Annotated in this window: 21 protein-coding genes and 2 riboswitches; of the genes, 4 read left to right on the forward strand and 17 right to left on the reverse strand. The window is 39.9% G+C overall.

The window, feature by feature from the left end; genetic code table 11:
* Window positions 1-356: 356 nt before the first annotated feature.
* The 4 genes from LC091_RS17480 to LC091_RS17495 all read right to left on the reverse strand — a co-directional run bounded on the left by LC091_RS17480 (window position 357) and on the right by LC091_RS17495 (window position 5,101).
* Window positions 357-1,409, reverse strand: coding sequence for a YkvI family membrane protein (locus LC091_RS17480; protein ID WP_226683316.1), 1,053 nt, complete (start codon window positions 1,407-1,409; stop codon window positions 357-359).
* Window positions 1,410-1,490: 81 nt separating this feature from the next.
* Window positions 1,491-2,696, reverse strand: coding sequence for a homoserine dehydrogenase (locus LC091_RS17485; RefSeq protein WP_226683317.1), 1,206 nt, complete (start codon window positions 2,694-2,696; stop codon window positions 1,491-1,493).
* On the reverse strand, window positions 2,684-3,766 hold the full coding sequence (gene metX, locus LC091_RS17490; protein WP_226683318.1) for a homoserine O-acetyltransferase MetX: 1,083 nt from the start codon (window positions 3,764-3,766) through the stop codon (window positions 2,684-2,686). Before metX ends, LC091_RS17485 begins: the two co-directional genes overlap by 13 nt.
* Before the next feature lie 15 nt (window positions 3,767-3,781).
* On the reverse strand, window positions 3,782-5,101 hold the full coding sequence (locus tag LC091_RS17495; RefSeq protein WP_226683319.1) for an O-acetylhomoserine aminocarboxypropyltransferase/cysteine synthase family protein: 1,320 nt from the start codon (window positions 5,099-5,101) through the stop codon (window positions 3,782-3,784).
* A gap of 71 nt (window positions 5,102-5,172) precedes the next feature.
* A riboswitch (SAM riboswitch) is annotated at window positions 5,173-5,286 on the reverse strand.
* A 320-nt stretch (window positions 5,287-5,606) separates the two neighbouring features.
* Between LC091_RS17495 and LC091_RS17500 the strand changes: the two genes are divergently transcribed.
* Window positions 5,607-7,739 (forward strand): ATP-dependent Clp protease ATP-binding subunit, encoded by a 2,133-nt coding sequence (locus LC091_RS17500; protein ID WP_226683396.1) that lies wholly within the window; start codon window positions 5,607-5,609, stop codon window positions 7,737-7,739.
* Window positions 7,740-8,304: 565 nt separating this feature from the next.
* Here the strand turns inward: LC091_RS17500 and LC091_RS17505 are convergent.
* The 5 genes from LC091_RS17505 to LC091_RS17525 all read right to left on the reverse strand — a co-directional run bounded on the left by LC091_RS17505 (window position 8,305) and on the right by LC091_RS17525 (window position 13,733).
* Window positions 8,305-8,637 carry a hypothetical protein gene (locus LC091_RS17505; protein ID WP_226683320.1) on the reverse strand — a complete coding sequence of 111 codons (333 nt, stop codon included), beginning with the start codon at window positions 8,635-8,637 and terminating at the stop codon, window positions 8,305-8,307.
* Window positions 8,638-8,716: 79 nt separating this feature from the next.
* Window positions 8,717-9,622 (reverse strand): polysaccharide deacetylase family protein, encoded by a 906-nt coding sequence (locus LC091_RS17510; protein WP_226683321.1) that lies wholly within the window; start codon window positions 9,620-9,622, stop codon window positions 8,717-8,719.
* A 135-nt stretch (window positions 9,623-9,757) separates the two neighbouring features.
* Window positions 9,758-11,299, reverse strand: a complete 1,542-nt coding sequence (locus tag LC091_RS17515; protein ID WP_226683322.1) for a UDP-N-acetylmuramoyl-L-alanyl-D-glutamate--2,6-diaminopimelate ligase — start codon at window positions 11,297-11,299, stop codon at window positions 9,758-9,760.
* 144 nt (window positions 11,300-11,443) lie between these two features.
* The gene (locus tag LC091_RS17520; RefSeq protein ID WP_226683323.1) at window positions 11,444-13,138 is read right to left on the reverse strand and encodes a M3 family oligoendopeptidase; all 1,695 of its coding nucleotides are present in this window, start codon (window positions 13,136-13,138) and stop codon (window positions 11,444-11,446) included.
* Window positions 13,139-13,286: 148 nt separating this feature from the next.
* Window positions 13,287-13,733 (reverse strand): MarR family winged helix-turn-helix transcriptional regulator, encoded by a 447-nt coding sequence (locus LC091_RS17525; RefSeq protein ID WP_223492927.1) that lies wholly within the window; start codon window positions 13,731-13,733, stop codon window positions 13,287-13,289.
* A 244-nt stretch (window positions 13,734-13,977) separates the two neighbouring features.
* Here LC091_RS17525 and LC091_RS17530 point away from each other — a divergent pair, with 244 nt between their 5' ends.
* A complete protein-coding gene (locus LC091_RS17530; RefSeq protein WP_226683397.1) occupies window positions 13,978-14,709 on the forward strand; it encodes a ZIP family metal transporter in 732 nt (243 codons plus the stop codon).
* A gap of 30 nt (window positions 14,710-14,739) precedes the next feature.
* Here LC091_RS17530 and LC091_RS17535 read toward each other — a convergent pair whose 3' ends face one another.
* Window positions 14,740-14,913 carry an aspartyl-phosphate phosphatase Spo0E family protein gene (locus LC091_RS17535; protein WP_226683324.1) on the reverse strand — a complete coding sequence of 58 codons (174 nt, stop codon included), beginning with the start codon at window positions 14,911-14,913 and terminating at the stop codon, window positions 14,740-14,742.
* Window positions 14,914-15,146: 233 nt separating this feature from the next.
* On the opposite strand from LC091_RS17535, the gene LC091_RS17540 reads away from it, so the two are divergent.
* A complete protein-coding gene (locus tag LC091_RS17540; RefSeq protein WP_226683325.1) occupies window positions 15,147-15,920 on the forward strand; it encodes a divergent polysaccharide deacetylase family protein in 774 nt (257 codons plus the stop codon).
* A gap of 49 nt (window positions 15,921-15,969) precedes the next feature.
* Here LC091_RS17540 and cbpA read toward each other — a convergent pair whose 3' ends face one another.
* The 7 genes from cbpA to LC091_RS17575 all read right to left on the reverse strand — a co-directional run bounded on the left by cbpA (window position 15,970) and on the right by LC091_RS17575 (window position 23,315).
* Window positions 15,970-16,608, reverse strand: a complete 639-nt coding sequence (gene cbpA, locus LC091_RS17545) for a cyclic di-AMP binding protein CbpA (RefSeq protein ID WP_226683326.1) — start codon at window positions 16,606-16,608, stop codon at window positions 15,970-15,972.
* A gap of 129 nt (window positions 16,609-16,737) precedes the next feature.
* Complete coding sequence (locus tag LC091_RS17550; RefSeq protein ID WP_226683327.1) at window positions 16,738-18,075, reverse strand: CoA-disulfide reductase; 1,338 nt, start codon at window positions 18,073-18,075, stop codon at window positions 16,738-16,740.
* A gap of 519 nt (window positions 18,076-18,594) precedes the next feature.
* Window positions 18,595-19,128, reverse strand: coding sequence for a 1,2-dihydroxy-3-keto-5-methylthiopentene dioxygenase (locus tag LC091_RS17555; protein WP_226683328.1), 534 nt, complete (start codon window positions 19,126-19,128; stop codon window positions 18,595-18,597).
* Window positions 19,129-19,328: 200 nt separating this feature from the next.
* Window positions 19,329-19,967, reverse strand: a complete 639-nt coding sequence (locus LC091_RS17560; protein WP_226683329.1) for a methylthioribulose 1-phosphate dehydratase — start codon at window positions 19,965-19,967, stop codon at window positions 19,329-19,331.
* Window positions 19,964-20,629 carry a 2-hydroxy-3-keto-5-methylthiopentenyl-1-phosphate phosphatase gene (locus LC091_RS17565; protein WP_226683330.1) on the reverse strand — a complete coding sequence of 222 codons (666 nt, stop codon included), beginning with the start codon at window positions 20,627-20,629 and terminating at the stop codon, window positions 19,964-19,966. The genes LC091_RS17560 and LC091_RS17565 overlap by 4 nt, the downstream gene beginning before the upstream one ends.
* Window positions 20,626-21,870, reverse strand: a complete 1,245-nt coding sequence (mtnW, locus tag LC091_RS17570; protein ID WP_226683331.1) for a 2,3-diketo-5-methylthiopentyl-1-phosphate enolase — start codon at window positions 21,868-21,870, stop codon at window positions 20,626-20,628. The genes LC091_RS17565 and mtnW overlap by 4 nt, the downstream gene beginning before the upstream one ends.
* A gap of 81 nt (window positions 21,871-21,951) precedes the next feature.
* A riboswitch (SAM riboswitch) is annotated at window positions 21,952-22,057 on the reverse strand.
* Between the two features lie 85 nt (window positions 22,058-22,142).
* Entirely contained in the window at window positions 22,143-23,315 is a 1,173-nt protein-coding gene (locus LC091_RS17575; RefSeq protein WP_226683332.1) for a pyridoxal phosphate-dependent aminotransferase, read from the reverse strand.
* Window positions 23,316-23,413: 98 nt separating this feature from the next.
* On the opposite strand from LC091_RS17575, the gene LC091_RS17580 reads away from it, so the two are divergent.
* Complete coding sequence (locus LC091_RS17580; RefSeq protein ID WP_226683333.1) at window positions 23,414-24,196, forward strand: carbon-nitrogen family hydrolase; 783 nt, start codon at window positions 23,414-23,416, stop codon at window positions 24,194-24,196.
* Window positions 24,197-24,332: the final 136 nt, after the last annotated feature.

Consider the following 24,332-nt stretch of genomic DNA (forward strand, 5'->3'; position numbering starts at 1 on the left):
CGCTTAAAAGAAAAAGAAGTAGAATCGGCTTCTCTTCTTAGAGTTGCACAAAAACAAAACAAAAACACCTAGAAGAGTGGGGGCCTTGACAGTTTCGTTCATATCAGGAGGCTCAAGCATCGTCCCGCGGAAAGCGAACACCTGGAACGCAAGGAAACAGGGAGTCAGTTAGATAGATAGTGAAGATACCTAACCACTCTGTTGATTGGAGCAAATGGCGAAGACTCCTGCGGGGGAGAAACGGTAGCTTGAGACCCCACAGGCGAAAGCCGAGGAGGCTCAAGCACCGTCCCGCGGAAAGCGAAGTCACTTGCGGAAATCAACAGGGAGTTTACTCATATAACTCATATACTGCATCACTTCCTCACCACCAACAACACCAAAAACGCCATACTCACATACCCAAAAAACGGATACAAATGCTCAATCAAACTGCCATACCCAATCTGACTAATCATATAAATAATACTCACCAACACAATCGTCACCACATACCTCGACACCTTCAACATACTCTCCAACTGCCGCTGCAACCCAAAAATATCACTCACAACCGACGTGAAAATCTCTCCATAAATCACAAAAACATAAATGCCAAAAAACGAAAGCATGCTCAACTTCACTACCTCTGCCATCGGTATCTCAAACGTATGGAAATCAGGAAGCGAAGCAATCGATATATGACAAGTCAATAAAATAAAACATAAAACCAAGCCACCAATAAACCCGCCACGCTTAATAACCCAATCATCCTTCGCTTCCGTTGCCAACGGAACCAATACCGGCTGTGCCATCGCAAGATTAAAGGATACATACATAAACGGCGCCAACCATCCCTTTAAACTACTCTTTACAGGATCCAGACTCAAAAAAGATAACCCATTCTCAGCAATGGAATTTCCTGCAATGATAAAACTGAAAATAATCATCACCGGCACTACAATTACGTTGACCCCGACCAACCCTTTTACTCCAAAAAGGACAACACCAACCGAAAGCACAACCGTAATGAGCAAACCAAGCTGAAAGGACCAGCCGAGTTGTTCCTCAAATACTGCACCTGCTCCAGAAAGCATCACGGCCCCCACACAAATCAAAATAACCAACATAAAGAGATTGACTACCGTCCCCGCAGACATACCAAATAAATATTCATTAAACTCTTTATAAGAATTTGCTTTGATTCTTTTGGAAATCAGCATCATTTTTGTTCCAAGCCAAATAAATAAAAACCCACTCATCAGTATCGTAATAAAACCTATCCACCCATATTGCGTAAAAAACTGAACAATTTCTTTACCTGTAGCAAAACCCGCACCTACAATGGTGCCTACATACACTGCCCCTATCTGACAAGCACTAAGCCAGCTGCGTTTCACGATTGCCACACCCTCTTCTCCCATATACATACCACCAAAATAAAACCAGCTTGTCACATATATATGAGACAAGCTGGTAAGAAAGAAGAGAGAATTGTACGAGCTGATAGATTATACGTTTACTTTTTCCACTCTATGTTGATAATTTCCTTTAAGTTTAAAGTAGCCCAGTAATGGATTTTCTAAAAGAATCCTTTCCAATTCTTCGGTTTCCACGACAGCCACTTTATCAGATAGACGAGCTAAAACTTTGATGTCAAAAGGAATTTCTATTTTTCTATTCTTACTAAAAAGCACCCATTTAGACGAATCCAAATCTTTCTCTTGATTCTCCAGGTAAGCTGGTTCTGAATAAACAGGACGGCTAATCTGAATGATGTCTTCCAAGATAGCACTGGCTGTTGGATACTTACCTGCTCCAGGTCCTTGCAGCTGAACATTTCCAACAAGATCAGTCTCGATGGAAACCGCGTTTTGTACCCCCTCGACCTGATAAAATGGGTGTTCGCTAGAAATCAACACCGGCTCCACCTTACACTGAACTCCTTTTTCACCTTTAAACAACGTGACAATATGCCTGAAGCGTAAGCCAAGTTCATCAGCACTTTCCACATAATCTGCAGTTATTTCTGTAATACCCTTTCGAAAGGTTAATTGCTCATCTGGTTTTTCACCATAGATCAGCTGACTCAAAACCACCCCTTTAAAAAATGCATCATACCCTTCAATATCATTGGAAGGATCAGCTTCTGCATACCCATTTTCTTGTGCTGCAAGTAACGTTGCTTCAAAAGAATGGCCATCTTTTCTCATGCTGGATAAGATAAAGTTAGATGTTCCATTTAATATTCCTTCCACTTTTTGAATTCGATTCACCTGCAAAAGCTGCTTCACAGTCTGAATAACTGGAATACCACCTGCCACCGTTGCCTCAAACCCTACCGTAACCCCATTCTTTTTGGCAAGGGCAACAAGCTCCTTGCCATGATGAGCAAACATTTCCTTATTCGCGGTCACCACGTGAATACCTTTTTCCAAAGCTTGAGTTAAATAGGTGCGTCCGGGCTCACATCCTACAATGGCATCTACTATTACATCCAGTTTTCCAATAGTTAATATTTCTTCGTAGTTTGTCGTAAGGAGAACTCCATCCTCACGAGATTGTTCATGTTTTTCTATATTCTTCACAAGGATTGCCACTACCCTCACACTTTTCCCCAATACCTGCTCTAACCTAGATTGGTGAGATTTAATGGAATGATGAACTCCTTTACCTACTGTACCGAATCCTAGGATCGCAATATTTAAGTGAGACATTCTGTCACTTCCTTTCTTTCTAATACGTTCTTGACATGATGTCCCCATTTTTCGAATTCAACAAGAAATCCGTCATGCCCGAATCTTGTCTCCACATGGATATAGGCTGCATTTTTATTTCGTTTCTTTAATTCCTCTACGAATGCTTCTGCTAATAATGGTGGGTAAAGAAGATCGCCACAAAAACTGAGCATACAAACTTTAGCCTCCACTTTCTCTAGCGCGTTTTGCCACCCACTTCTTTGAAACCCGAGATCATATTGATCCATTGCCTGAAGGAGAATAAGATAGCTGTTTGCATCAAAACGGTTAGAAAATTTCTGCCCCTGATATTTTAAATAGGAATCAACCTGATATTCTATGTCCATTCCGTCTTTCTTTTCCCTGTTAAACCGATCATTGAATAAGCTTTCTGAACGGTAGGTGACCAACCCTACCATTCTCGCTATCTCCATCCCTTTAATGATAGTACCTTCCGAGTAGTTTCCGTTATCCCACAGAGGATCGGATTTTATCGCATGCCTGCCTATTGAATTGTATGCAAGGGCATAGTCTGTAAAATATGGTGTCACCGCCATTGGAATGAGAATCTCTGAGAAATGAGGATATAAGTGCCCCCATTCGAGCACCTGCATTCCACCAAGCGATCCTCCCATAATCGCCTTTGCATGATTGATTCCTAACTTTCGCAAAGCTAGATACTGTGCACGCACCATATCCCTAATCGTTACGGCAGGAAAGGAAGCGCCGTACTTCCTTTTGGTTTCAGGGTTTATGCTACTCGGCCCTGTACTCCCACCACAACCGCCAAGAACATTCATCGTTATTACTTGGTACCTGTTCGTGTCCACATATAGATTAGGACCAATAAATTCACTCCACCATCCGGGATAATTTTGAGTCCCGACAGTACTTTGATTTCCGGATAAAGCATGGCAAACAACTATTACCTCCCCCTCCGGATTTCCTCCCCTCTCATATGCTATCTCCACATCCGATAGCTTTTTCCCATTATCTAAAAGCAGCGTTCCGATCGATACCTTTTTGGTATGTTCCGTTTGACAGCTCACAAATCCCACTCATTTCTATATGTTTTGACTGACTGCAGCTTGTTTGGACTTACCAGTAGCCACCAATAGTGCTTGATCTAAATCATTTTGCAAATCCTTTAGCGACTCAATTCCAACAGATAATCGAATCAAATCTTCTGTCACACCGGATTTAATTAAGTCGTCGCCTGTTAGCTGCTGATGTGTGGTGGAAGCCGGGTGAATAATCAAAGATTTTGCATCTCCGACATTTGCCACATGTGACCAAAGTTTAATGCTATCTATTGCCTTTCTTCCTGCATCTTTTCCACCTTTAATTCCGAAGTTTACAATGGAACCATTTCCTTTACCCAAATACTTTCTTGCAAGCGTATGCGCTGGATGATCTGGTAGTCCGGGATAGGAAACCCACTCTACCGCGGGGTGATCTTGTAAGTATTTAGCTAATTCCAAGGCATTCTCATTATGCTTTTCCACTCGTAAATGCAAGGTTTCAAGTCCTTGTAAAAGTAAAAATGCATTTTGGGGACTTAAGCATGCTCCAAAATCTCTTAAAAGTTGAACTCTTAGTTTAACGGCGAATGCAAGATTTCCGAATGTCTGTGCATATTTGATACCGTTATAACTTGCATCAGGCTCTGTGAATCCAGGGAAGTTTGGATGGTCCCAGTTAAAGTTCCCACCATCCACCACTACACCGCCGATAGTTGTTCCGTGGCCGCCAATCCATTTAGTGGCAGAGTGGACAACGATATCCGCTCCCCACTTAATAGGATTACAAAGGTACGGAGAAGCAAAGGTGTTGTCGATAATTAGTGGTATATAGTTATCATGTGCCACCTTCGCTACTGCCTCTACATCAAGTACACGCAAGCTTGGATTTCCAATGATCTCTCCAAATATCGCCTTCGTTTTCGGTGTAATCGCGTTGCGGAAATTTTCCGGGTCTGTTGCATCTACAAATTTCACCTTAATACCGTACTTTGGAAGTGTTACAGCAAAAAGATTATAAGTTCCGCCATATAAGTTTTCTGCAGCCACAATTTCATCGCCGGCATGGGCAATGTTCAAGATCGCAAAGGCAATTGCTGACATCCCAGAGCTAGTAGCAACAGCTGCTGCCCCTCCTTCAAGGAGAGCAAGCCTTTTTTCAAGCACATCTACCGTTGGATTCATGATTCTTGTGTATATATTGCCAAATTCATTTAACGCGAAAAGATTTTGAGCATGATCGGTGTTGTCGAAAACATAGGAAGTTGTTTGATAAATCGGTACCGCCCTTGAACCTGTCGTTGGGTCGGGCGTTTGTCCCCCGTGCAATAATACTGTTTCCACATCATAGTTTGGTTTTGTCATCCTACATTCCTCCAATTTTCTATTTTCCACAAAATAAAAACCCCTTCCTAAGAAGAGGTTTAATCATCCTCCTCTTATCTCTCAGGCTACTTTGCCTGCAGGAATTAGCACCAACTCAAGAAAATGAATTCTTGAAGGTTGCCGGACTTCATAGGGCCTGATCCCTCAGTCACTCTGGATAAGAGTTATTTAGTTGGTTAATACGTTAAAACATAATAGTTATATAATCTACGATATTTCTAAGGAGAAATAATTATTACTAAAACTTTTTGCAATTATAACAACTGTAGCGCACTAAAGTCAATAAAATATTCTGAAATTTTAAACTAGATTATGATTCCCATAAACTTCCTGAAAACAAACTACTTGAAAGTCAAAAAAGGTCAAAGTATAATAACCATACAACCTTTAAAGGTCAAAATAAGTCAAACTTTTATCAAAGGTGAAATGTTTCCCTTTTAAAATATTGGGGCATATCACAACAATACGAGGAGGTAGCATGATGATGAAATGTCAAAAGTGTGAAGTAAACAACGCAACCATTCAATTTAAATTTCGTTCTAATAATGAGCAGACACAACTAGTCTTATGCTCTTCCTGCTTTGAAGAAGTAAGAGCACAAATGACATCACCGACTCCCACCAATTTTTTCTCTGACTTTCCATTCGGGAATGGATCGTCCAATGAAGAAGGTCATGTTAGTGGAACAGCTCAAAACCCACCACTAGGAAACAAAAAAGGTGGAAGCATTCTTGATGAGCTAGGTAAAAATATAACTAACATCGCAAAAACTGGGCTTATCGATCCTGTCATTGGCCGGGATAAAGAAATTAAACGTGTAATTGAAATCCTAAATAGAAGAAATAAAAACAATCCTGTCCTAATCGGGGAACCAGGTGTAGGTAAAACTGCCATCGTAGAAGGACTAGCCCTAAAAATTGTAGAAGGCGATGTCCCTTCAAAATTAAAAAACAAGGAAATTTATTTGCTCGATGTAGCCTCCCTTGTCGCAAACACTGGTATTCGCGGTCAATTTGAAGAGCGTCTTAAACAAGTAATTGCAGAGCTGCAAAAAAGAAAGAACGTCATTTTATTTGTAGATGAACTTCACCTTATTGTCGGTGCCGGTTCTGCAGAAGGCTCTATGGATGCAGGTAACATTTTAAAACCTGCATTGGCAAGAGGAGAACTCCAGTTGGTCGGGGCAACGACATTAAAAGAATACCGCCAGATTGAAAAAGATGCAGCACTTGAACGCCGCTTCCAGCCGGTGACCGTGAAGGAGCCGTCTACGGATGAGGCATTAAAAATCATTAAAGGGATTCAATCAAAATATGAAGAATATCACCAAGTTTCCTATTCCGAAGATGCAATTAAAGCATGTGTAGAATTATCACACCGCTACATTCAAGATCGTTTCTTGCCTGACAAAGCGATCGACCTTTTAGATGAAGCAGGTTCAAGAAAAAATCTAACTTTAAATACCATAGATACGGAGCAAATTGATGCTCGTCTGTCTCAAATCGAGAAAGAAAAGAAGGACGCATTATTGAAAGAGGATTACGAAACAGCTGCCAAATTAAGAGATGAAGAAGAAAAACTCGAAGAAAAAAGAAATTCCAACGATCATGTAGATTCTGAGCGTGGCCAGGTGACATTGGAAGACATCCAACTCATCATGGAAGAAATGTCAGGAATTCCAGTTGGTAAATTGCAAGTCGATGAAAAGGCAAAACTGAAAAACCTTGCAATAAACCTGAACAAAAAAGTCATCGGACAAGAAGAAGCAGTTAACAAAGTTACAAAAGCAATCCGCAGAAGCCGTGCGGGTTTGAAAAGAAAAGAGCGTCCAATCGGTGCTTTCCTATTCGTTGGTCCTACAGGGGTTGGGAAAACTGAATTGACCAAATCACTCGCTGAAGAGCTCTTTGGAACAAAAGACGCCTATATCCGCTTTGATATGAGTGAGTTTATGGAGAAGCACTCCGTTTCCAAGTTAATCGGCTCCCCTCCTGGCTATGTTGGTCACGAGGAAGCAGGTCAACTAACAGAAAAAGTCCGCCGAAATCCTTACAGCATTATCTTGCTTGATGAAATGGAAAAAGCTCATCCAGACGTTCTACATCTGTTCTTACAAGTAATGGAGGATGGACGACTTACAGATAGCCAAGGTAGAACGGTAAGCTTTAAGGATACGGTTATCATCATGACTAGTAATGCCGGAGTGACAGATAAGAAAATTTCGGTGGGCTTTGAAAAACAGGCCGCTCCTGATACAAGTACCGTTATTGAAAACTTGTCCAATTACTTCAAACCGGAATTTTTGAACCGTTTTGATAGTATCATCGAGTTCTCCCAGTTACAAAAAGATCACTTAGTAGCGATTGTCGATATTATGATTGGTGAATTATCGAAGATGCTGAATTATGAGCGTGGTTGTGAACTCACCATTTCAGATGTGGCAAAAGAGAAATTGTTAGAGCTTGGATATAACCCTGCTTACGGTGCAAGACCACTACGCAGAATTATCCAAGAGCATATCGAAGATCCAATTACAGACTTACTATTGGATGGCGATACTCTTGATAATATCCATGTTGATGTTACAGATGACCAGATTATCGTAACCGGCAAATAACCTAAAAAAGACTGTCCAAAGCGGGCAGTCTTTTTTGAATGATATATAACTATAAGATTCCGTTGATTTCCGTTCCAGGCGCTTCGCTTGCCTGCGGGCGTCTGCGCGCCTTCCACTCCAATCAACTAAGGTACTTTCATTAATCAAAGATGGGATTAATGAAGACAATTTGGCTATCTAAATTCCGTTATGATTGTCTTTATAGATATGATGAAGACAATCTTGTAGGGGATTTTGTGTTGAGATTGTTATCATATGTAGGATGAAGACAATCTGATGTAAAATTTTATTATTACTTTGTCTTCATTGCAAGAAAATGACACACAAAGTTATATGAAAAGGCATCTAACCAATTTAACAGAATAAGCATTATCGTATTGTTTACTTAATTTTCAACTGTGAATTGGAGCAAATGGCGGAGACTCCAGCGGGGGAGTAACGGTAGCTTGAGACCCCTGAAGCGTTGTGAGGAGGCTCAAGCACCGTCCCGCGGAAAGCGAAGCCATTTGCGGAAAGGAACAGCGGCGACTAACGAATAACTAATCTTTTTTTTTCTTATATTTACTTAAATATCAAGTTCTTTGTTCAGGTCGAGTCCTAGTCCTCTTCTGTAGAAGCGAAAACCTCTGCTTTTGAATTCAGGTATATAAAACTTCATTTTTGAATTCCCTGAGTTCCCAATAAATATCAAATTGTACCTTGTGAAACCTTCGAGGGTCAACAAACTAAATGTTTCCCTACGTTCATTGTCCGGATCTATAATGACATCCACTATCTCCTGCTGGATAATTTTTTCATTCATAATGGAATTGGCGTTCTCCACTTTAGTTTTCGATTGACACGCGGATACATTAAAAAGCAATACAATGGAAAATACTACATGAAACATACAAGCCACGATACTAACCTCCCACTCTTATCGTGACCCTCAGTCTACTCAATATGTGATTTCCAACCATTTGTTACAAAACTGTAATCTACTCTAGATTGTACTCATTTAAATGAACAAAGCTAAAACCCTGTTCTAACAATGCCAGCACTGCATCTTTTACGCCTTCCGCTGTCTCACTTTGTGGTTGGTTCATATGTAATATCACAATGGAACCAGATTGTGCTTTTAACATTTCCTGCGATACTTCCTCTTTTGTAAAAGTTGCGCCACCATCCCCAATGACATCAAAGTTTACCACTTGCACACCTAAGTCTTCTGCTATTTGAACGGCTGTGTCATCATAAAATGCCGTACCTGAGCGAAAATATTGTGGGACCTCTCCTGTTATCTCAAATATTTTCATTTGATTATCCATTATTTCTTCCACTATTTCTTCTTGGGAAGAAGTACTGGAAATTCCCCATGCACTTCTTGGAGTAACGGAAAGCGGCTTATGTTCTGTACCATGGTTTTGAATGGTGAATAAGGGATTTGCTGCCAGCTCCACAAATACCTCATATTGTTCATCAATCCACCTTGCATTGACAAAGAGATCCGCTTTAATGTGGTTTTCGATTAGGAAGGTTATTAATTCTTCATCATATCCGCTTCCATTTTCACCGCCGCAAGCATCCAAAGTAAGGGCTATGACTTTTTCCTCTGTATTTAATCGTGTTTTAACGCCAGATACATACTCGGAAAATTGCGACGATTCACTATACACTTGTCCATTTACTTCTAAAGCAAGGTCCTGCAACTCTTGTTTTTGTTTGTCCTTCTCTAAGCTTTCACTATCTGGATTTTCACTTAAATCTTCTGCTGAAACCACTTTTTGTGGTTCTTCTTGAACCGCGTTACTATTACTCTGTTCAGTCACACTTGTATTTACCTTTGATGCACACCCCATTGTAACCATAAGAAGAAACATGAAAACCACTGACTTTTTCCCCATTTAACTTCCATCCCCTGTATATTTCGACATTATACTTCCAATAAAACAACGATAAACTCCAAAAAAAGATGACCAGATGAAAGACTCACTTTGTAAATAAGTGAGCCTAACATCTAGTCAGCCTATTTCCTTTTTCTATGTTGTAGGAATGGTTTCTGTAAGTGGAAAGGCTTGTACTGCTTTTAGCGTAATTTCTTTTTCATCAAATGGAACGGATTCGTTTCCAATCAACTGATAATTTTCATGGCCTTTTCCAGCAATGAGGATGACATCCCCATCACCTGCAATCTCAACTGCTCGGATGATTGCTTGTTCGCGGTCAGGGATACACTCAAAGTTCTCATGGACGGCTCCTGCAGCCATTCCCTCGACAATTTCTTCTCCAGGCTCATCCAGCGGATTATCTGTAGTAAAAATGACATATTCCGATTTTTCAGTTGCTATTCTCCCCATTTTAGGGCGTTTATCTTTGTCTCTTCCTCCACCTGTACCGATGATGGAGATAATTTTTTGTTTAGAGAACATGCGGATACTGTCTAAAGCTTTGCCGATTGCATCCTCTGTATGTGCATAATCGATGATAACATTTCGCTTGTCACCAGTCTCAAGTGTCTGCATACGTCCACTAGGTGGGGTAGTCTCTCTTAAATGGTTCAAGATACGGTCAAACGGCATACCTTTGTCCCATAGAACGCAAATGACGGACAAAATGTTATAAACGTTAAATTCACCAACAAACGGGATTTCCAATTCGAATTCACCAAAATTAGTTTCAAGTATGAAGCTTGTTTTATTTTCAAAAAATTGTATATCTCTCGCTTTAAAATCGGCATCATTCTTAATTCCGTAGGTGATGATTCTAGCACCTGTCATTTGCATATAGTCCTTGGTTGCATCATCGTCCACGTTTAGGATTGCTGCTTTGTCCTTGCGCATGTCTTGGCCTAATTGTGCAAAAAGCAGACCTTTGGCATTTTTATAATGCTCCATCGTCCCATGAAAGTCGAGATGATCTTGTGTTAGGTTAGTGAATACACCGTTTTGGAATTCAACGCCTGCAAGACGACCGAGTATAAGACCATGTGATGATACTTCCATTACCACATCTGTCACACCGGCTTCTACCATATCTTTAAGCATTCGTTGCATCGTTAAAACATCACTCGTTGTATTTTTACTTTCAAATTTCTCTCCATCAATATCAATCTCAATGGTACCGCTTAGCCCAGTTTTATATCCTTCTTTTCTCATTACATTATTGATAACACTTGAAACCGTTGTTTTTCCATTTGTCCCTGTAACTCCGACAATGCGAAGTTTAGTGGATGGATAATCAAAAAATGCATTTGCCAGCTGACCTAATGCGCGCTCTGTGTCTCGAACATGCACATAGCAGATACCTTCTAATAATTGTTCTGGCATATCCTGAACGACAATCACACTCGCACCTTTTTCAATTGCTGATGGTATGTAGCGGTGTCCATCCACCGTGTAGCCTTTTATACAAACAAAAACGGAATCTGTCGTTACTTGTCTAGAATCAGAAAAAATATTAGAAACGGATAATGGGAAATCACCGAAAACTTTTAGTGTAGATACATTGGAAAATAATACATTGGTTCTCATAACAGTCACTTCCTTTTCTGATACTAAAAATGTTAGTAATAGTATCTTCATAAAAATCTTTATGTAGCTTACCGATTTTTACTAATAATTTTAAGAGTATTTAAATCTATTTTGGTTAAAGTATACCCTTTATTCTACAAAATTTGCGGTAAAAGTGAAAGAAAAAGCTGCCGGAGAATTCGACAGCTTTATCTCTTATAATGCTTTATCATTCACTTCATTTAAATAGCTTTCAATCTCTCCGACAACTGATTCTACGCAACCATCCTCAAATGGAGATCGTAGGCCTGCAAATTTAACTAGATCGACAAATGATTTGCTACCACCTTGTTTGCATAGTTCCAAATAAGAGGTCCATGCAGATTCAGGATTTTCTTGTGAGAGCTTCCAATATTGCAGGGCACAAATTTGGGCAAGTGTATAGTCAATATAATAGAATGGAGTACGATAAATATGACCTTGACGCTGCCAGAATCCACCTGATTCTAAGTACGAGTTACCATCATAATCACGGCCTGGGAGGTATTTCTTTTCAATCTCTCTCCATGCTTGATTTCTTTCTACAGGAGTTGCATCTGGGTTTTGGTATACATAATGTTGGAATTCATCTACTGCTACGCCATACGGCAAGAAGGAGATTGCTCCGCTTAAATGAGAGAACTTATATTTTTCTGTATCCTCTTTAAAGAAGAGGTTCATCCAAGGCCAAGTGAAGAATTCCATGCTCATGGAGTGAATTTCACACGCTTCATAAGTTGGCCAGTTATACTCCGGCACATCAAAGTCACGGCTCATATAGACTTGGAATGCATGTCCCGCTTCATGTGTGAGAACGTCAATATCTCCACTTGTTCCGTTAAAATTGGAGAAAATATATGGTGCCTTATATGTTGGAATATAGGTGCAGTATCCGCCGGCTTCCTTCCCTTTTTTCGCAACAAGGTCCATTAAGTTCTTATCAATCATAAATTGGAAGAACTCTTTCGTCTCTTCAGAAAGCTCTTCGTACATTTGTTTCCCATTTTCGATAATCCACTCAGGTGTTCCTTTTGGTTTGGCGTTACCAGTTTTAAATTTAAAGCCTTCATCATAATACTTCATGGAAGCTAAACCGATACGCTCCTGCTGTCTTTCAGTAAGTTTTTCAACTAAAGGAACGATGGAGTCTTTTACTTGATCTCGGAATTTAGCTACCATATCCGCATTATAATCTGTACGGGTCATACGCGCATAGCCAAGTTCCACGAAACTATCGTAGCCGAGCTTCTTTGCCATTTTCGTACGAACTTTGACTAGTTGGTCAAAGATTTCGTCGAACTCTTCTTGGTTCTCTTGGAAGAAACCAAATTTTGCTTCACTTGCCTGCTTGCGAACATCACGATCTTCTGACTCCGTATATGGATCTAGTTGTGCCAGTGTCAGTTCTTCTCCATTAAAGTTAATCTTTGCAGAAGCAACCAATTTTGAGTATTTTGTCGAAAGTTTATTTTCAAGCTGAAGGTCTTCGATAATTGCATCATCAAATGTCTTCAATTCACATTCCGCCAAAGCAAAAAGCTGTGTGCCCCATTTTTTCTCAAGCTCGTTTCTGAATGGAGACTTAACAAGCGCTTTATAGAATTTTGTATCCAATGATTTCGTTAGCGGTTCGATTTCATCCAGGAAATCCTGCTCTTCTTTGTAATATTCATCGTTCGTATCAATAGAGTGACGAATATAGACTAAGTTAAAATCAGTACTTAACTGGTTTCTAATATCGTTTATTTCCTTTATAGCTTCTTCCTGCATTTCAACAGAACCTGCCGCCTCAAACCTCTCTACAGCAGCCATAAACCTCTTCTCCACCTCATCCATATTAGGACGAGAATAACCAAACTCTTCAAATCTCATATGTATAATCCCCTTTACAAACAGACTTCACCTTTAGTAGTATTCGACATAAATCAAGAAATTCCTTGTGGGGTCTGACCCCACAAGGGAATTTTTTTTACAACAAAACCAAAACAAAAAATCCAAAAAAAAAACCGACCATTGTAGGTCAGTCTTTTTGTTGGGCGTTTAGGCCGAGTTTTTTGATGAGTTGAATGGCTTGTTCTTTTTCTTGTTGGGTGAGGCCGTCCACTAGGGTGTGGATGTGTTGTTCGTGTTTTGGGAAGATTTCATTCAGAAGTTGCTTACCTTCGTCCGTTATTTGCGCGTAGGTTACCCTTCTGTCTTTTGGACAAGCTTTGCGGACTAAGAGTCCTTTGTTTTCCAATTTATCGACCACATATGTGATACTGCCGCTTGCCAATAATATTTTTCCGCCGATCTGCTGTAATGGTTGTTCCCCTTTGTGGTAAAGAAGTTCTAACACTGCGAATTCGGTAGGGTTCAGTTTAAAGCTTTGGATAGATTGGTTTGCTTTGTCGTTTAGTGCACGAAACGCTCTGGATAGGACGATAAACAATTTCAATGAAGTGTCGAGCTCGTGTCTTTCTGCCATAATAGTCATTCCTTTTTATAAAAAATATCTTGAATTAAGACTAATGGTATAGTAATTGACGTGATTCGTCAAATGAAATTCAAGAAAATGTAAAATCCATTTAATAAATCCTTCTTTTTGAGAACTTGTATCTCGAGATAATATTGGTACAATATTCGTAGAACATAAAAAAAGAAAGGTCTCTTTTGAAGATCTTTCCATTTAAATATATTACAACTCTTTTGGACGAGAAAGGATACATATGATGTCAGAAGTTTTGCTAGGAAGTGTGTTGGCAGCCATGTCAACTGGCTTAGGGGCTATACCCATTTTATTTTTGAATAATTCATTTACTCACAGATGGAGAGATTCGCTCCTTGCATTCACAGCCGGTATAATGATGGCCGCTGCAACATTGAGTTTAATACCAGAAGCACTGTCTTACGGAGGAGTCGTACCATTAGCTATTGGATTGCTTTTAGGGGTAATCACATTGACTTTTTTAGAAAGGTCCATTCCCCATATTGATTTGGAGCATAATCGTAAAGGGATTGCTTTTGACCAAAAAGCAATGCTGATTGTTGCAGCGATTACCCTGCATAATATACCTGAAGGGCTTTCTGTAGGGGTAAGCTATGCATCAGATGCAGCAGACACTGGGAACTTAATTGCGTTTGCAATTGGATTACAAAATGCACCAGAGGGGTTTTTGGTTGCTTTATTCTTAATTAATCAGAGGATTACTAAACTGAAGGCCTTTATAGTTGCAACTTTAACCGGGGCTGTAGAGATACCTATGGCATTATTAGGATTCTACCTCACTTCAGTGGTCTCTTCTCTTGTACCATATGGTCTAGCATTTGCCGCAGGAGCAATGCTTTATATCATCTATAAAGAATTAATTCCCGAAAGTCATGGGGACGGAAATGAAACGACCTCAACCTATGCATTCATTGTCGGACTACTTTTTATGATCTTTTTAACACAAATCTTTTAACCGTTCCTTTTGGGCGGTTTTTTTTATGTATTATTTTTTTTCATAGATTATTTCTTGGTATTGGTAAATCAGCTTATCTAAATCTTGGCTACATTTAACTGTTTGTTCACTTATATAACCAGTTTTATTGGCTACTGCTATCATTGTATCCCTTTTCTCTTTAATAAGTAATAACAGTTGATCTACATACCCTTCATAAGACAATGTGACTCGCCCCTTCTCTATCAATTTCCACATTAGAAATTATTACAATAATTTCTATAATTGTAAATAGAATCGCAAAGTTAGACATAATTTTCATGGAATTATTTTTTAGGCATTTGTGAAAAATAGGACAAAGTATCTAGGGAGAGTAGAGTTCAACTCCCTTTTATACATTTATCAGGTGCGAATTTTGTCGAATATCAAAATACATACTTAGACAAGTGGGTGCAGAAATGAAAGTAATACTAGTTGTAGTATTGAGTAACATGGTTATTTTTTGTTTCCCTTCTGTAGAGTCTTCTGCTGAAGTTCATTCTAACAATAAAGTAGCTATTGTTATTGATGACTTTGGCAATAACATGAAAGGCACCGAGGAAATTCTTCATTTACCCGTTCCATTGACTGTTGCTGTCATGCCTTTTCTTTCTACCACAGAACAAGACGCCGAAATGGCCCATCGCTTAGGTCATGAGGTTATTCTTCATCTTCCCATGGAACCCTTAAAGGGGAAAAGAAGCTGGCTTGGGCCAGGTGCCATAACATCTAATCTAACTGATAAAGAAGTTTATAAAAGAGTCAATGATGCTATTGATTCTGTTCCTTACGCAGTAGGGATTAATAATCATATGGGTTCTAAGATCACTGCCGACAAGCGGATCATGAGAATTATTTTAGAAATCTGTAAAGAGCGAAACTTATATTATTTGGATAGTAAAACATCCAAGAAAAGTGTTGTAGCAGAATTAGCTACCGAATTGGGTGTTCCATTTCTTGAGAATGAATTATTCTTTGACGAAGTTTATACAACTAATCATATCGTAAAGCAAACCAATCAGCTCATCAAAAAAACGGAAGTGGATGATGAAATCATATCCATTGGACATGTGGGCCTTGTCGGGGAAAAGACTGCAGGGGTGCTAAAACAATATATCCCTAAATTGCAGGAAAAAGCGGAAATTGTTACACTGTCTAACATTTTAATTGATAAAGAAATCTTGCTGCACTGAAGAATATATTAACAAAAAAGAGCAGCTCCGTAGGAGACTGCTCTTTTTCTTATTTTTGCACATCAATTTGATCGACATGTGTGACTCGGAATTCTTTTTCGCCGAGCTTTTTCACTAACTTATTCACTTTTTCTTGTGGCAATTCCGCTGGTAGATTGACAATTATTCTACGCAGATATTTTTCACCATTATCAAGTGTAAGCATTCCGTCGATATTGACGTCCTTTAACATGGAAACAAGATCCTTAATCGCTCCTTTGTGCTCAATGGTAGCGATAGTAAGGGTATACCCACCTGTTTTCATTCCAAATGAGTCAGCCAGGACATCCATGACGTTTGCATGTGTTAGTATTCCAAGAAATTCATTCTCCTCATTCAACACAGCGATAAACGGTAGTCGTTTAATTGTGAAGAATGCTTTAAAGAATGAATCCTCTTCAAAGATAAAAGCATCCTGGTTTTTCACCAGCACTTCTAGTGAATCGTCCGGGCTTCCTTTTTGTTCATAAAGATAATCCAATAAGTGCACCTTATATACCAAACCTAAGAATGTATTCCCGTCATTGGTAAGAATGGGTATGCACCTGTAGCCTGTATCCTTTATTTTTTCATAAGCTTGTTTAACCGTGTAAGTTGGTTCACAGTACTCCACATCATGCTTTGGTACAAAATTGTAACGCACCTTCATATTTCTCACTCCTTAGGCAGTTTATCTCTAGAATATGTATGTTATAAAACTACTATAACAGTAGCACATTCAACTTCCAAGGTAAAGAAAATTCATAATATTAACACAACTCACTCATTAATGCTCAACCTATTTTGCTGCATTAGCGGCCACTTGTACCGCATCCCATACTGTAGCAAATGGAGGGGCATAACTTAAATCCAACATCGCAATTTGATTTGTCGTCAAACCGCAAGTAATAGCTGTCGCATAAACATCAAGCCTTTTCGCAATGGATTCATCTTTCCCAACAAGCTGAGCCCCCAGGAGCTTCTGCGACTCTTTTTCATATACCAGCTTAATATGGAGGGTTTCTGCTCCAGGATAATAGGAGGCATGGTTATTTGTTTTAACCACCACTGTTTCAATATCTATATTTTCCTCCTTTGCTTGCTTTTCGGTGATTCCAGTCATAGCTGCCGTCCATTCCAGAATTTTCACCACATTTGTTCCAAGGATGCCAGCAAATTTTGTTGGTATTCCAGCAAGATTGTCAGCAGCGACTCTCCCATGTTTGTTAGCTGTTGTACCGAGTGCTATGTTTACAGGCTTATTTAAAAGAAGGTGATTGCTTGTTGCACAATCCCCCGCTGCATAGATAGATGGAATGCTAGTTTCTTGATGGGAATTAACAATTAGAGCACCGTTTTCAAGCATATCTAAGCCTAGCTCTTTTATAAATTCCGTGTTCGGTTTTATCCCTATATTTACAATAACCGCATCCACTTCGTATGAATGTTTGTCTGTCAAAATGCTTGTTACTTTTCCCTTTGACATTTTCAATTCTTTTACTTCTTCACCTGTTCGGATTTCAACTCTATCTTGTAGGGAGTCCGAAATTATTTTAGCCATTTCCTGATCATAATTTGGTAGGATCTGATTTTGCAGTTCTATGACGACTACCTCTTTACCAAGTTCCACCATAGTTTCGACAAGCTCCATTCCTATATATCCCCCACCTATGATGCCTACCTTTTTGATATTTTCCTTTTGATAGTACTTACGCATTTCTATTCCATCATTCAGTGTCTTCAATGTATGTACATTACTTGCTTCTTTAGGGATAAAAGGTGGAACGATTGGTTTGGCTCCTGTTGCAATCAATAATTTATCATAGTGGACATATGTTTCTTCGCCTGATTTAAGTTTTTTCACCTTTACCCTTTTGTTTGAGTGATCAACATTTGTCACCTCATGATGGATATGCACGGCAATTTCTCGTTTTTCAAATTCTTCTACCGTTCTAGCTAACAGATCCTTATGAGATTCTGTGACTCCAGATATGTAATATGGCAGTCCACAGGCTCCATAAGAAACATGTTCATCTTTCTCAAATACGCTGATTTTTATCGTTTCATCAAGTCTTCTTAGTCTAGAGGCGGCACTCATTCCCCCTGCAATGCCCCCAATGATCACCACATGCTCCATCACGTTTTCCTCCTAAATCCATCTCTGTTTTCATACCATTATATTCCCTCATGGCAGATAAAGTAGTCATGCAACATAAGAAAAAAAACTTTAGGTGGTCAGGGATTCACCGCTGTTCCTTTCCTCAAATGGCTTCGCGTTCCTAGGGGCGCTGCTGGAGCCTCCTCGGCTTCGCCTTCGGGGTCTCCACCTACCGCTATCTCCCTCAGGAGTCTTCGCCATTTGCTCCAATCCACAGCTAAAAATTACGAAAACGGAACGTCAATGCTTTTTCAGTTAACACGGTTAGATGCATTTTCAAAGCCCCTTGGTGAATGAAATCATCTAGTTGATTGGAGTAGAAGGCGCGTAGACGCCCGCGGGAGGAAGGGACAGGTGAGACCCCGGAAGGCGAAGCCTGAGGAGACTCACGGACCGCCCGCAGGCAAGCGAAGCGCCTGGAACGGAAATCAACTGTATAATATACTTTTCCCATATAAAAACAGATGACCCTGCAAACGCAAGGTCATCTGTTTTTTATTAGTTATTTACTTCCTCTTTTTCATAAATTGGTACCCAACCTTCTGTCGTAACGAAAATTCGAACCGCAACTACTTTACGATCCTCCATTAAGGTGAAATAGTGACGAACATTAGGAGGGACAGAGATTAAATCGCCCGGCTCCAATTCTACATCAAAGAAGGAACCATCTTTTCCTTGAATAACGAATATACCATGACCACTGACAATGAAACGAACTTCATCATCTGTATGATGGTGCTCTTTATTGAAGTTCTGAAGAAGTTGCTCCAAGTTTGGTGTTGTATCAGATAAGGAGATAACGTCTTGTGCCTTGTAACCTCTTTTCAAAGAAATCGCAGCAATCTCGTCTTTGAAAACTGTCAGGATTTCTTCTTTGTTTTCATCTGATAAAGAAAAGTTTTCCTGTAAGTGTTGCGGGAGTTTTGCAATGTCCCAGTTTTCGTAGATTACTTCATTATTATTAAGGAAGCTTTTTACCTGTTCTTTTCCACTAATTCTTTCATTTGTTTCGTGTAATCTGATTTCTGCCATGTTAAACTCCTCCTAAATTTATATCACTATTAAAAACCGCTGTTCCTTTCCGCAAATGGCTCGCTTTCCGCGGGACGGTGCTTGAGCCTCCTCACTTCGTTGCGGGGTCTCAAGCTACCGTTACTCCCCCGCTGGAGTCTTCACCATTTGCTCCAATCCACAGCTAGGGAAACTATTGAACTAACTTTTCTAACTAAGATTCAAATAGATACTTTCGGTTGTATTAAGTTTTTCACGCTTAATAATTTCAAATGATAGGAGAATAGAAACTCCCAGGCTTCTAGGTATTTTTTTGCTTCAAAGGCGGTTTTGCCCCATACAGTAATTCCATGATTCCTGATGAGGACAGCTCCAGCATCTCCATCTATATATTGAGAAAAATCGTCTGCTAGAGCTGGTATATCCGCATGGTTTCTTATGATTGGGATGCTTACTTCTGCATCCTCTTCCCAAATACCAAATGCTTTAATGATTTCTTGTCCTTTAAACCGAATCTCACCATGGTCCCCATACAGCTCAGAGACGACATTATTATCTACTGTATGAACATGCAAGGAACAACCTGCATTCGTCTTTTGGTATACCTTTAAATGAAGCAAGGTTTCTGCTGAAGGTTTCAAGCTTGTATTTTCGACAGCTTTACCTAGTTCATCTACAAGTAGGAAATCTTCTGAGGTTTTCTTTCTTTTATCCTTGCCGCTTGAGGAAACCAAGAATTGCAGTGGGGTATCTGATACTTTGATAGAAAGGTTTCCACTTGTACCAAAGAACCAATCACGCCCTGCTAACTCTTCCTTAACCTCAGAAAGCTCTGACCATTTCCCCAAAAATTGACTCATGCTGTCACCTCCCGTTTTTTCAAAATGTCCATCACATCAAAAAATGTTTCGAATGGGGAAAAGCTGATGGAATGTTCCTCACATTTTTTAATCAAAAAGTCTCTAGCAATCACTTGATCAGAAAGCTTAGCCGCTTCTAAGTCTGTAATGGAATCACCAATCACTATTTTAAAAGTGTCTGTTTTGGCAAGCTTCCTAATAATTGATGGCTTGCAGCAGCCACAATCATTGTTACACTCCGAATCACATGAATGCGGCCAAAGGATGTTTATTGTTTCTCCAGAAAAATCGGAGTGATTGCAGTAGATGTTCGCTTCTTCTACCAGCCCATCTAAAAGTGGTTCTACAAAAAAATCAATGCCGCCAGAAACAATATAAAGAGGAATATCTTCTTCTTTTGTAAAAGCCACAAACTCTTTGAAGCCATCACGAATCTCAGCGTGAGCTAAAATATATTCCGTAATAACCTTTTTTTTCTCAGAAGGAAGAAGGGAAAACATTTTCCCCACCCCTTCCTTGATGGAGATCTCTTGGGATAGTACCTTATTTTTAATGTCGTCCCATTCTGCTGGGGCGAATTTCTTCATGATGGCAATGATATTGTCACTGTTGGTGATGGTTCCATCAAAGTCGCAAAATATCATCGGCTTTTTAGCTTTCATGTTGTAACCTCCACACTTCCCCACTGCTTCAGTGCTACCTCTAACTCAGGATGTTTTTCGGCGTAAGATGCCAGTGATTCCCCAGCCTTTACCGCATCAACTGCTTGACGAAAAGCTTTTGCCCCGGCTGCCCCACCAAGCTCATGTCCGTGGACACCGCCTCCTGCATTAATGACCGCATCATTTCCAAAGTCCTGATAAAGGAGCGGTACAAGTCCTGGGTGTATTCCAGCTGATGGTACAGGCAAAGTCGTTTTAAACTGATTGTCTGCTACTGTTAGGGCATCACGAATTCCAAGCGCCTGTTCCTTTGGCAACGCAACACTTCCATAAGGCGATGGGAATAAAGAAAAATCAGCTCCGGCATAACGTAAAAGTTTTCCTAACAACAATTCATTAGAAACGCCATAAAATTCTGAAGGGGTAAACGCTCCGCTAACTGCCGGATGTGCCATAATCGGAATGGATACTTCCTTTTCTTCAGCTAAACTTTGAAGTGTATCAAGTCCATAAGCAAAAACATTAAATAGCAGAAAATCAGCACCCAATTCTACCGCTCTTTTTGCTTTATCTTTAAGTTCTAACGTACGGCCTGTCAGGTTTACCGCATATCTTGCTCGATGACCTGTGTCTTCTTTCACTTCCTCAAGTATCCTTTTGCCTTCGGTAATCCTTTTTTCAAAAGGGGTAAGGTTGTTTTCAAACAATATTTCATCATCCTTGATGAAATCCACTCCCCCGAGTGCCTGATTCCTCAACTGATCCGTAAGATAATCAAGGTCCCTGCCAATTACCCCCTTGAAAATGCTCATGACAAATGGTCTATGATGAACGCCAGTAATGGAGCGAAGCCCTTCGATTCCGAATTTCGGTCCAGGATATGCTAGCTTCAAGTCACTGCTAAACTCAAGGTCAATCAATTTTATTTCGCCATCTAATGACAGCTTGCCAAATACCGTGGTTAAAATGGCCGGAAGGTCGTTGCTATAATTGAAACTTGGATAAGCAATTTGGATAATCCCGCGTGTTACCCCTTTTCCTAAATAAGCATCCACCCTGTCACTTGACGAGAGCTCTTTCACGCTTACGACTCTACCTTTATGCTTTTTCAGTTGTTCCTGTTCAAGCTGCGGGAGGTCCGTCCAAGATCCGATTGTAAGACCGAGCGCGATACCTTCCGCTTTTTTTTCAAGATTCCCTTTATGATCATGAACCAGATAGGTTGCTAGAATTTCCGACATTATGTACACCCTTTCTAACGATGATAAAAAATAAAAAACAAAAAACCCCTTCCATAAGAAGAGGTTAGTCTATCTAACGTCCTCTTATCTATCAGCTTTATGCTGCAAGATTTAGCACCGTGCTTAACTGAATAAGTCGGTTGCCGGGTTTCATCGGGCTAGTCCCTCCACCTGCTCTTGATAAGATTGGATTATTATAAAGTTCAAATTATCTAAATACTAAATTCTAGTTGAGATTATGCCATCATTTTGAACTTATGTCAACAGACTATTCAGAAAATCTTTAACTCTCTGATTCGTTGAACTGCTTCTTGTAATCTTTCTGTACTAGTTAACAAACCGACGCGAACATAACCTTCCCCATAGGACCCAAAGCCAATACCAGGGGCTACCACCACATGTGCTTCTTCAAGCAGCTTATCTGCAAACTCTTCGGAAGTATAGTCTTCCGGAACTTTTAACCATGCAAAAAATGACCCATTTGGCGCCTTTACTTCCCAACCAATTTCCTGTAACCCATGAATAAGGACGTTTCTTCTTTCCTCATACAAATCTACCAACTCTTGTACACAGGTTTGTTTATCTAACAAAGCAGTTGCAGCCGCCTCTTGGATTGCGCCAAAAATACTTACATACATATGATCCTGCAAAAGATTGATAGCTTTAATCACACTTTCATTCCCCACTGCAAACCCCACTCGCCAGCCTGCCATATTAAAAGTTTTCGACAAAGTATAGATTTCAATGCCGACATCTTTCGCACCGCGGGTCTGTAAGAAGCTAAGTGGTTTTTTCCCATCAAAGCCGATAGCGCCATAGGCAAAGTCATGAACAACGCAAATACCGTGCTCACTTGCAAGCTCTACAGTTTCCTCAAAAAAAGCAGAATTCGCTACAGCTCCTGTCGGATTATTGGGATAATTGAGGAACATAAGCTTCGCAGCTTTTAAGACTTCCGGATTGATATCTTCATAGTTTGGTAAAAAATGATATACTTCTTTTAATGGCATATATTCCATTTTAGCTTTAGCCAATGCTACACCAGACCAATAATCCGGATAGCCTGGATCTGGGACAAGTACGGTATCCCCTTCATTCAATAAACATTGGGGGATTTCCACAAGTCCAGCCTTGCCACCAAAGAGGATGGCCACCTCAGTTTCTGGATTTATGTCCACATCGTATTCTCGTTTATAAAAAGTTGCGATCGCTTCTTTAAAAAAATGATGACCCTGAAATGGGGAATATTTATGATGATTCGGTTTTTCTACAGCTTCCTGTAACGACTTTACAATATGTTCAGGAGTCGGCTGGTCAGGGTTTCCTTGTCCAAGATTAATAACATCATGACCTTGTGCTACAACTTTCCCCACTTTTTCAACCAATGAAGCAAAGAACTGTTTAGGCAGTGTATTTAATAATTCAGATTGTTGAAAGTGTTTCATCTTTTTCACCTACTTAAAAAATTCTTGAAATCCTAGTCACAAATCATATATTGTTAAATTCAACTTGTAAAGTATTTTTTCAACGGGGGGATAAAAATATGAAATGGAAAATAGCTTGTATTCAATTTGATGTAGCCTTCGGTGATCCCGAAGCAAATATAGAAAAAGCATGTGAACTGCTAACTGTGGCAGGAAAGGATCGACCAGATATCATAGTCCTTCCTGAACTATGGTCCACAGGCTATGACCTCGGGCGCCTTGATAAAATTGCGGATTCCGGCGGTTTTGTTACGACTAAATTCCTTAAATCTGCTGCAAAGGAACTGAAAACTCACATTGTGGGGGGTTCTGTCGCCAAAAAAACGAACAAAGGTATTTATAATACAATGATTACCGTCAACAAAGATGGTGTAGTAGCAGGCGAATATAGTAAATTGCATCTTTTTCGCTTGATGGACGAGCATCATTTCCTCCAACCTGGGAAGACAGATGGGATGTTTGAGCTTGATGGTGAAACATGTGCAGGATTCATTTGTTATGATATCCGTTTTCCTGAATGGATCCGAGCGCATACTACGAAAGATGCAAAAGCGATATTCGTTGTTGCTGAGTGGCCGTTGGCAAGGGTCGATCATTGGCGAACCCTTCTTATTGCGAGGGCCATTGAAAACCAGTGCTATGTAATCGCATGTAATCGTTCTGGTGCTGATCCTAAGAATGCTTTTGCTGGGCACTCGATGATTATCGATCCTTGGGGGGAAATTGTGGCAGAGGCTGGGGAAACGGAAGAAATCATTACAGCTGAGATAGATTTGGCTAAGGTTGAGGAAGTAAGAAAAAGAATCCCAATCTTCGAAGATCGAAGACCACAATACTATTAATTTATTTTAGTTGATGGGTTAGTCACCGCTGTTTCTTTCCGGAAATGGCTTCACTTTCCGCAGGCAAGCGAAGCGCGTGGAACGAAAATCAACTGTATTATAAATTCTCTTACTCTTCCAAAACAAAAAGGACTCC

This window comes from Sutcliffiella horikoshii (assembly GCF_020524325.1).
GTDB classification, from domain to species: domain Bacteria; phylum Bacillota; class Bacilli; order Bacillales; family Bacillaceae_I; genus Sutcliffiella_A; species Sutcliffiella_A horikoshii_D.

Coding starts and splice junctions, on each gene's coding strand:
- LC091_RS17560 (WP_226683329.1), bottom strand. CDS start 19,967: ATGAGTCAATTTTTGGGGAAATGGTCAGAGCTTTCTGAGGTTAAGGAA.
- cbpA (WP_226683326.1), bottom strand. CDS start 16,608: ATGAAGGTGCGTTACAATTTTGTACCAAAGCATGATGTGGAGTACTGT.
- LC091_RS17500 (WP_226683396.1), top strand. CDS start 5,607: ATGAAATGTCAAAAGTGTGAAGTAAACAACGCAACCATTCAATTTAAA.
- LC091_RS17540 (WP_226683325.1), top strand. CDS start 15,147: ATGAAAGTAATACTAGTTGTAGTATTGAGTAACATGGTTATTTTTTGT.
- LC091_RS17580 (WP_226683333.1), top strand. CDS start 23,414: ATGAAATGGAAAATAGCTTGTATTCAATTTGATGTAGCCTTCGGTGAT.
- LC091_RS17510 (WP_226683321.1), bottom strand. CDS start 9,622: ATGGGGAAAAAGTCAGTGGTTTTCATGTTTCTTCTTATGGTTACAATG.
- LC091_RS17555 (WP_226683328.1), bottom strand. CDS start 19,128: ATGGCAGAAATCAGATTACACGAAACAAATGAAAGAATTAGTGGAAAA.
- LC091_RS17530 (WP_226683397.1), top strand. CDS start 13,978: ATGTCAGAAGTTTTGCTAGGAAGTGTGTTGGCAGCCATGTCAACTGGC.
- LC091_RS17495 (WP_226683319.1), bottom strand. CDS start 5,101: ATGACAAAACCAAACTATGATGTGGAAACAGTATTATTGCACGGGGGA.
- LC091_RS17575 (WP_226683332.1), bottom strand. CDS start 23,315: ATGAAACACTTTCAACAATCTGAATTATTAAATACACTGCCTAAACAG.
- LC091_RS17485 (WP_226683317.1), bottom strand. CDS start 2,696: ATGTCTCACTTAAATATTGCGATCCTAGGATTCGGTACAGTAGGTAAA.
- LC091_RS17515 (WP_226683322.1), bottom strand. CDS start 11,299: ATGAAGATACTATTACTAACATTTTTAGTATCAGAAAAGGAAGTGACT.
- LC091_RS17480 (WP_226683316.1), bottom strand. CDS start 1,409: ATGTATATGGGAGAAGAGGGTGTGGCAATCGTGAAACGCAGCTGGCTT.
- LC091_RS17565 (WP_226683330.1), bottom strand. CDS start 20,629: ATGAAAGCTAAAAAGCCGATGATATTTTGCGACTTTGATGGAACCATC.
- LC091_RS17525 (WP_223492927.1), bottom strand. CDS start 13,733: ATGGCAGAAAGACACGAGCTCGACACTTCATTGAAATTGTTTATCGTC.
- LC091_RS17550 (WP_226683327.1), bottom strand. CDS start 18,075: ATGGAGCATGTGGTGATCATTGGGGGCATTGCAGGGGGAATGAGTGCC.
- mtnW (WP_226683331.1), bottom strand. CDS start 21,870: ATGTCGGAAATTCTAGCAACCTATCTGGTTCATGATCATAAAGGGAAT.
- LC091_RS17520 (WP_226683323.1), bottom strand. CDS start 13,138: ATGAGATTTGAAGAGTTTGGTTATTCTCGTCCTAATATGGATGAGGTG.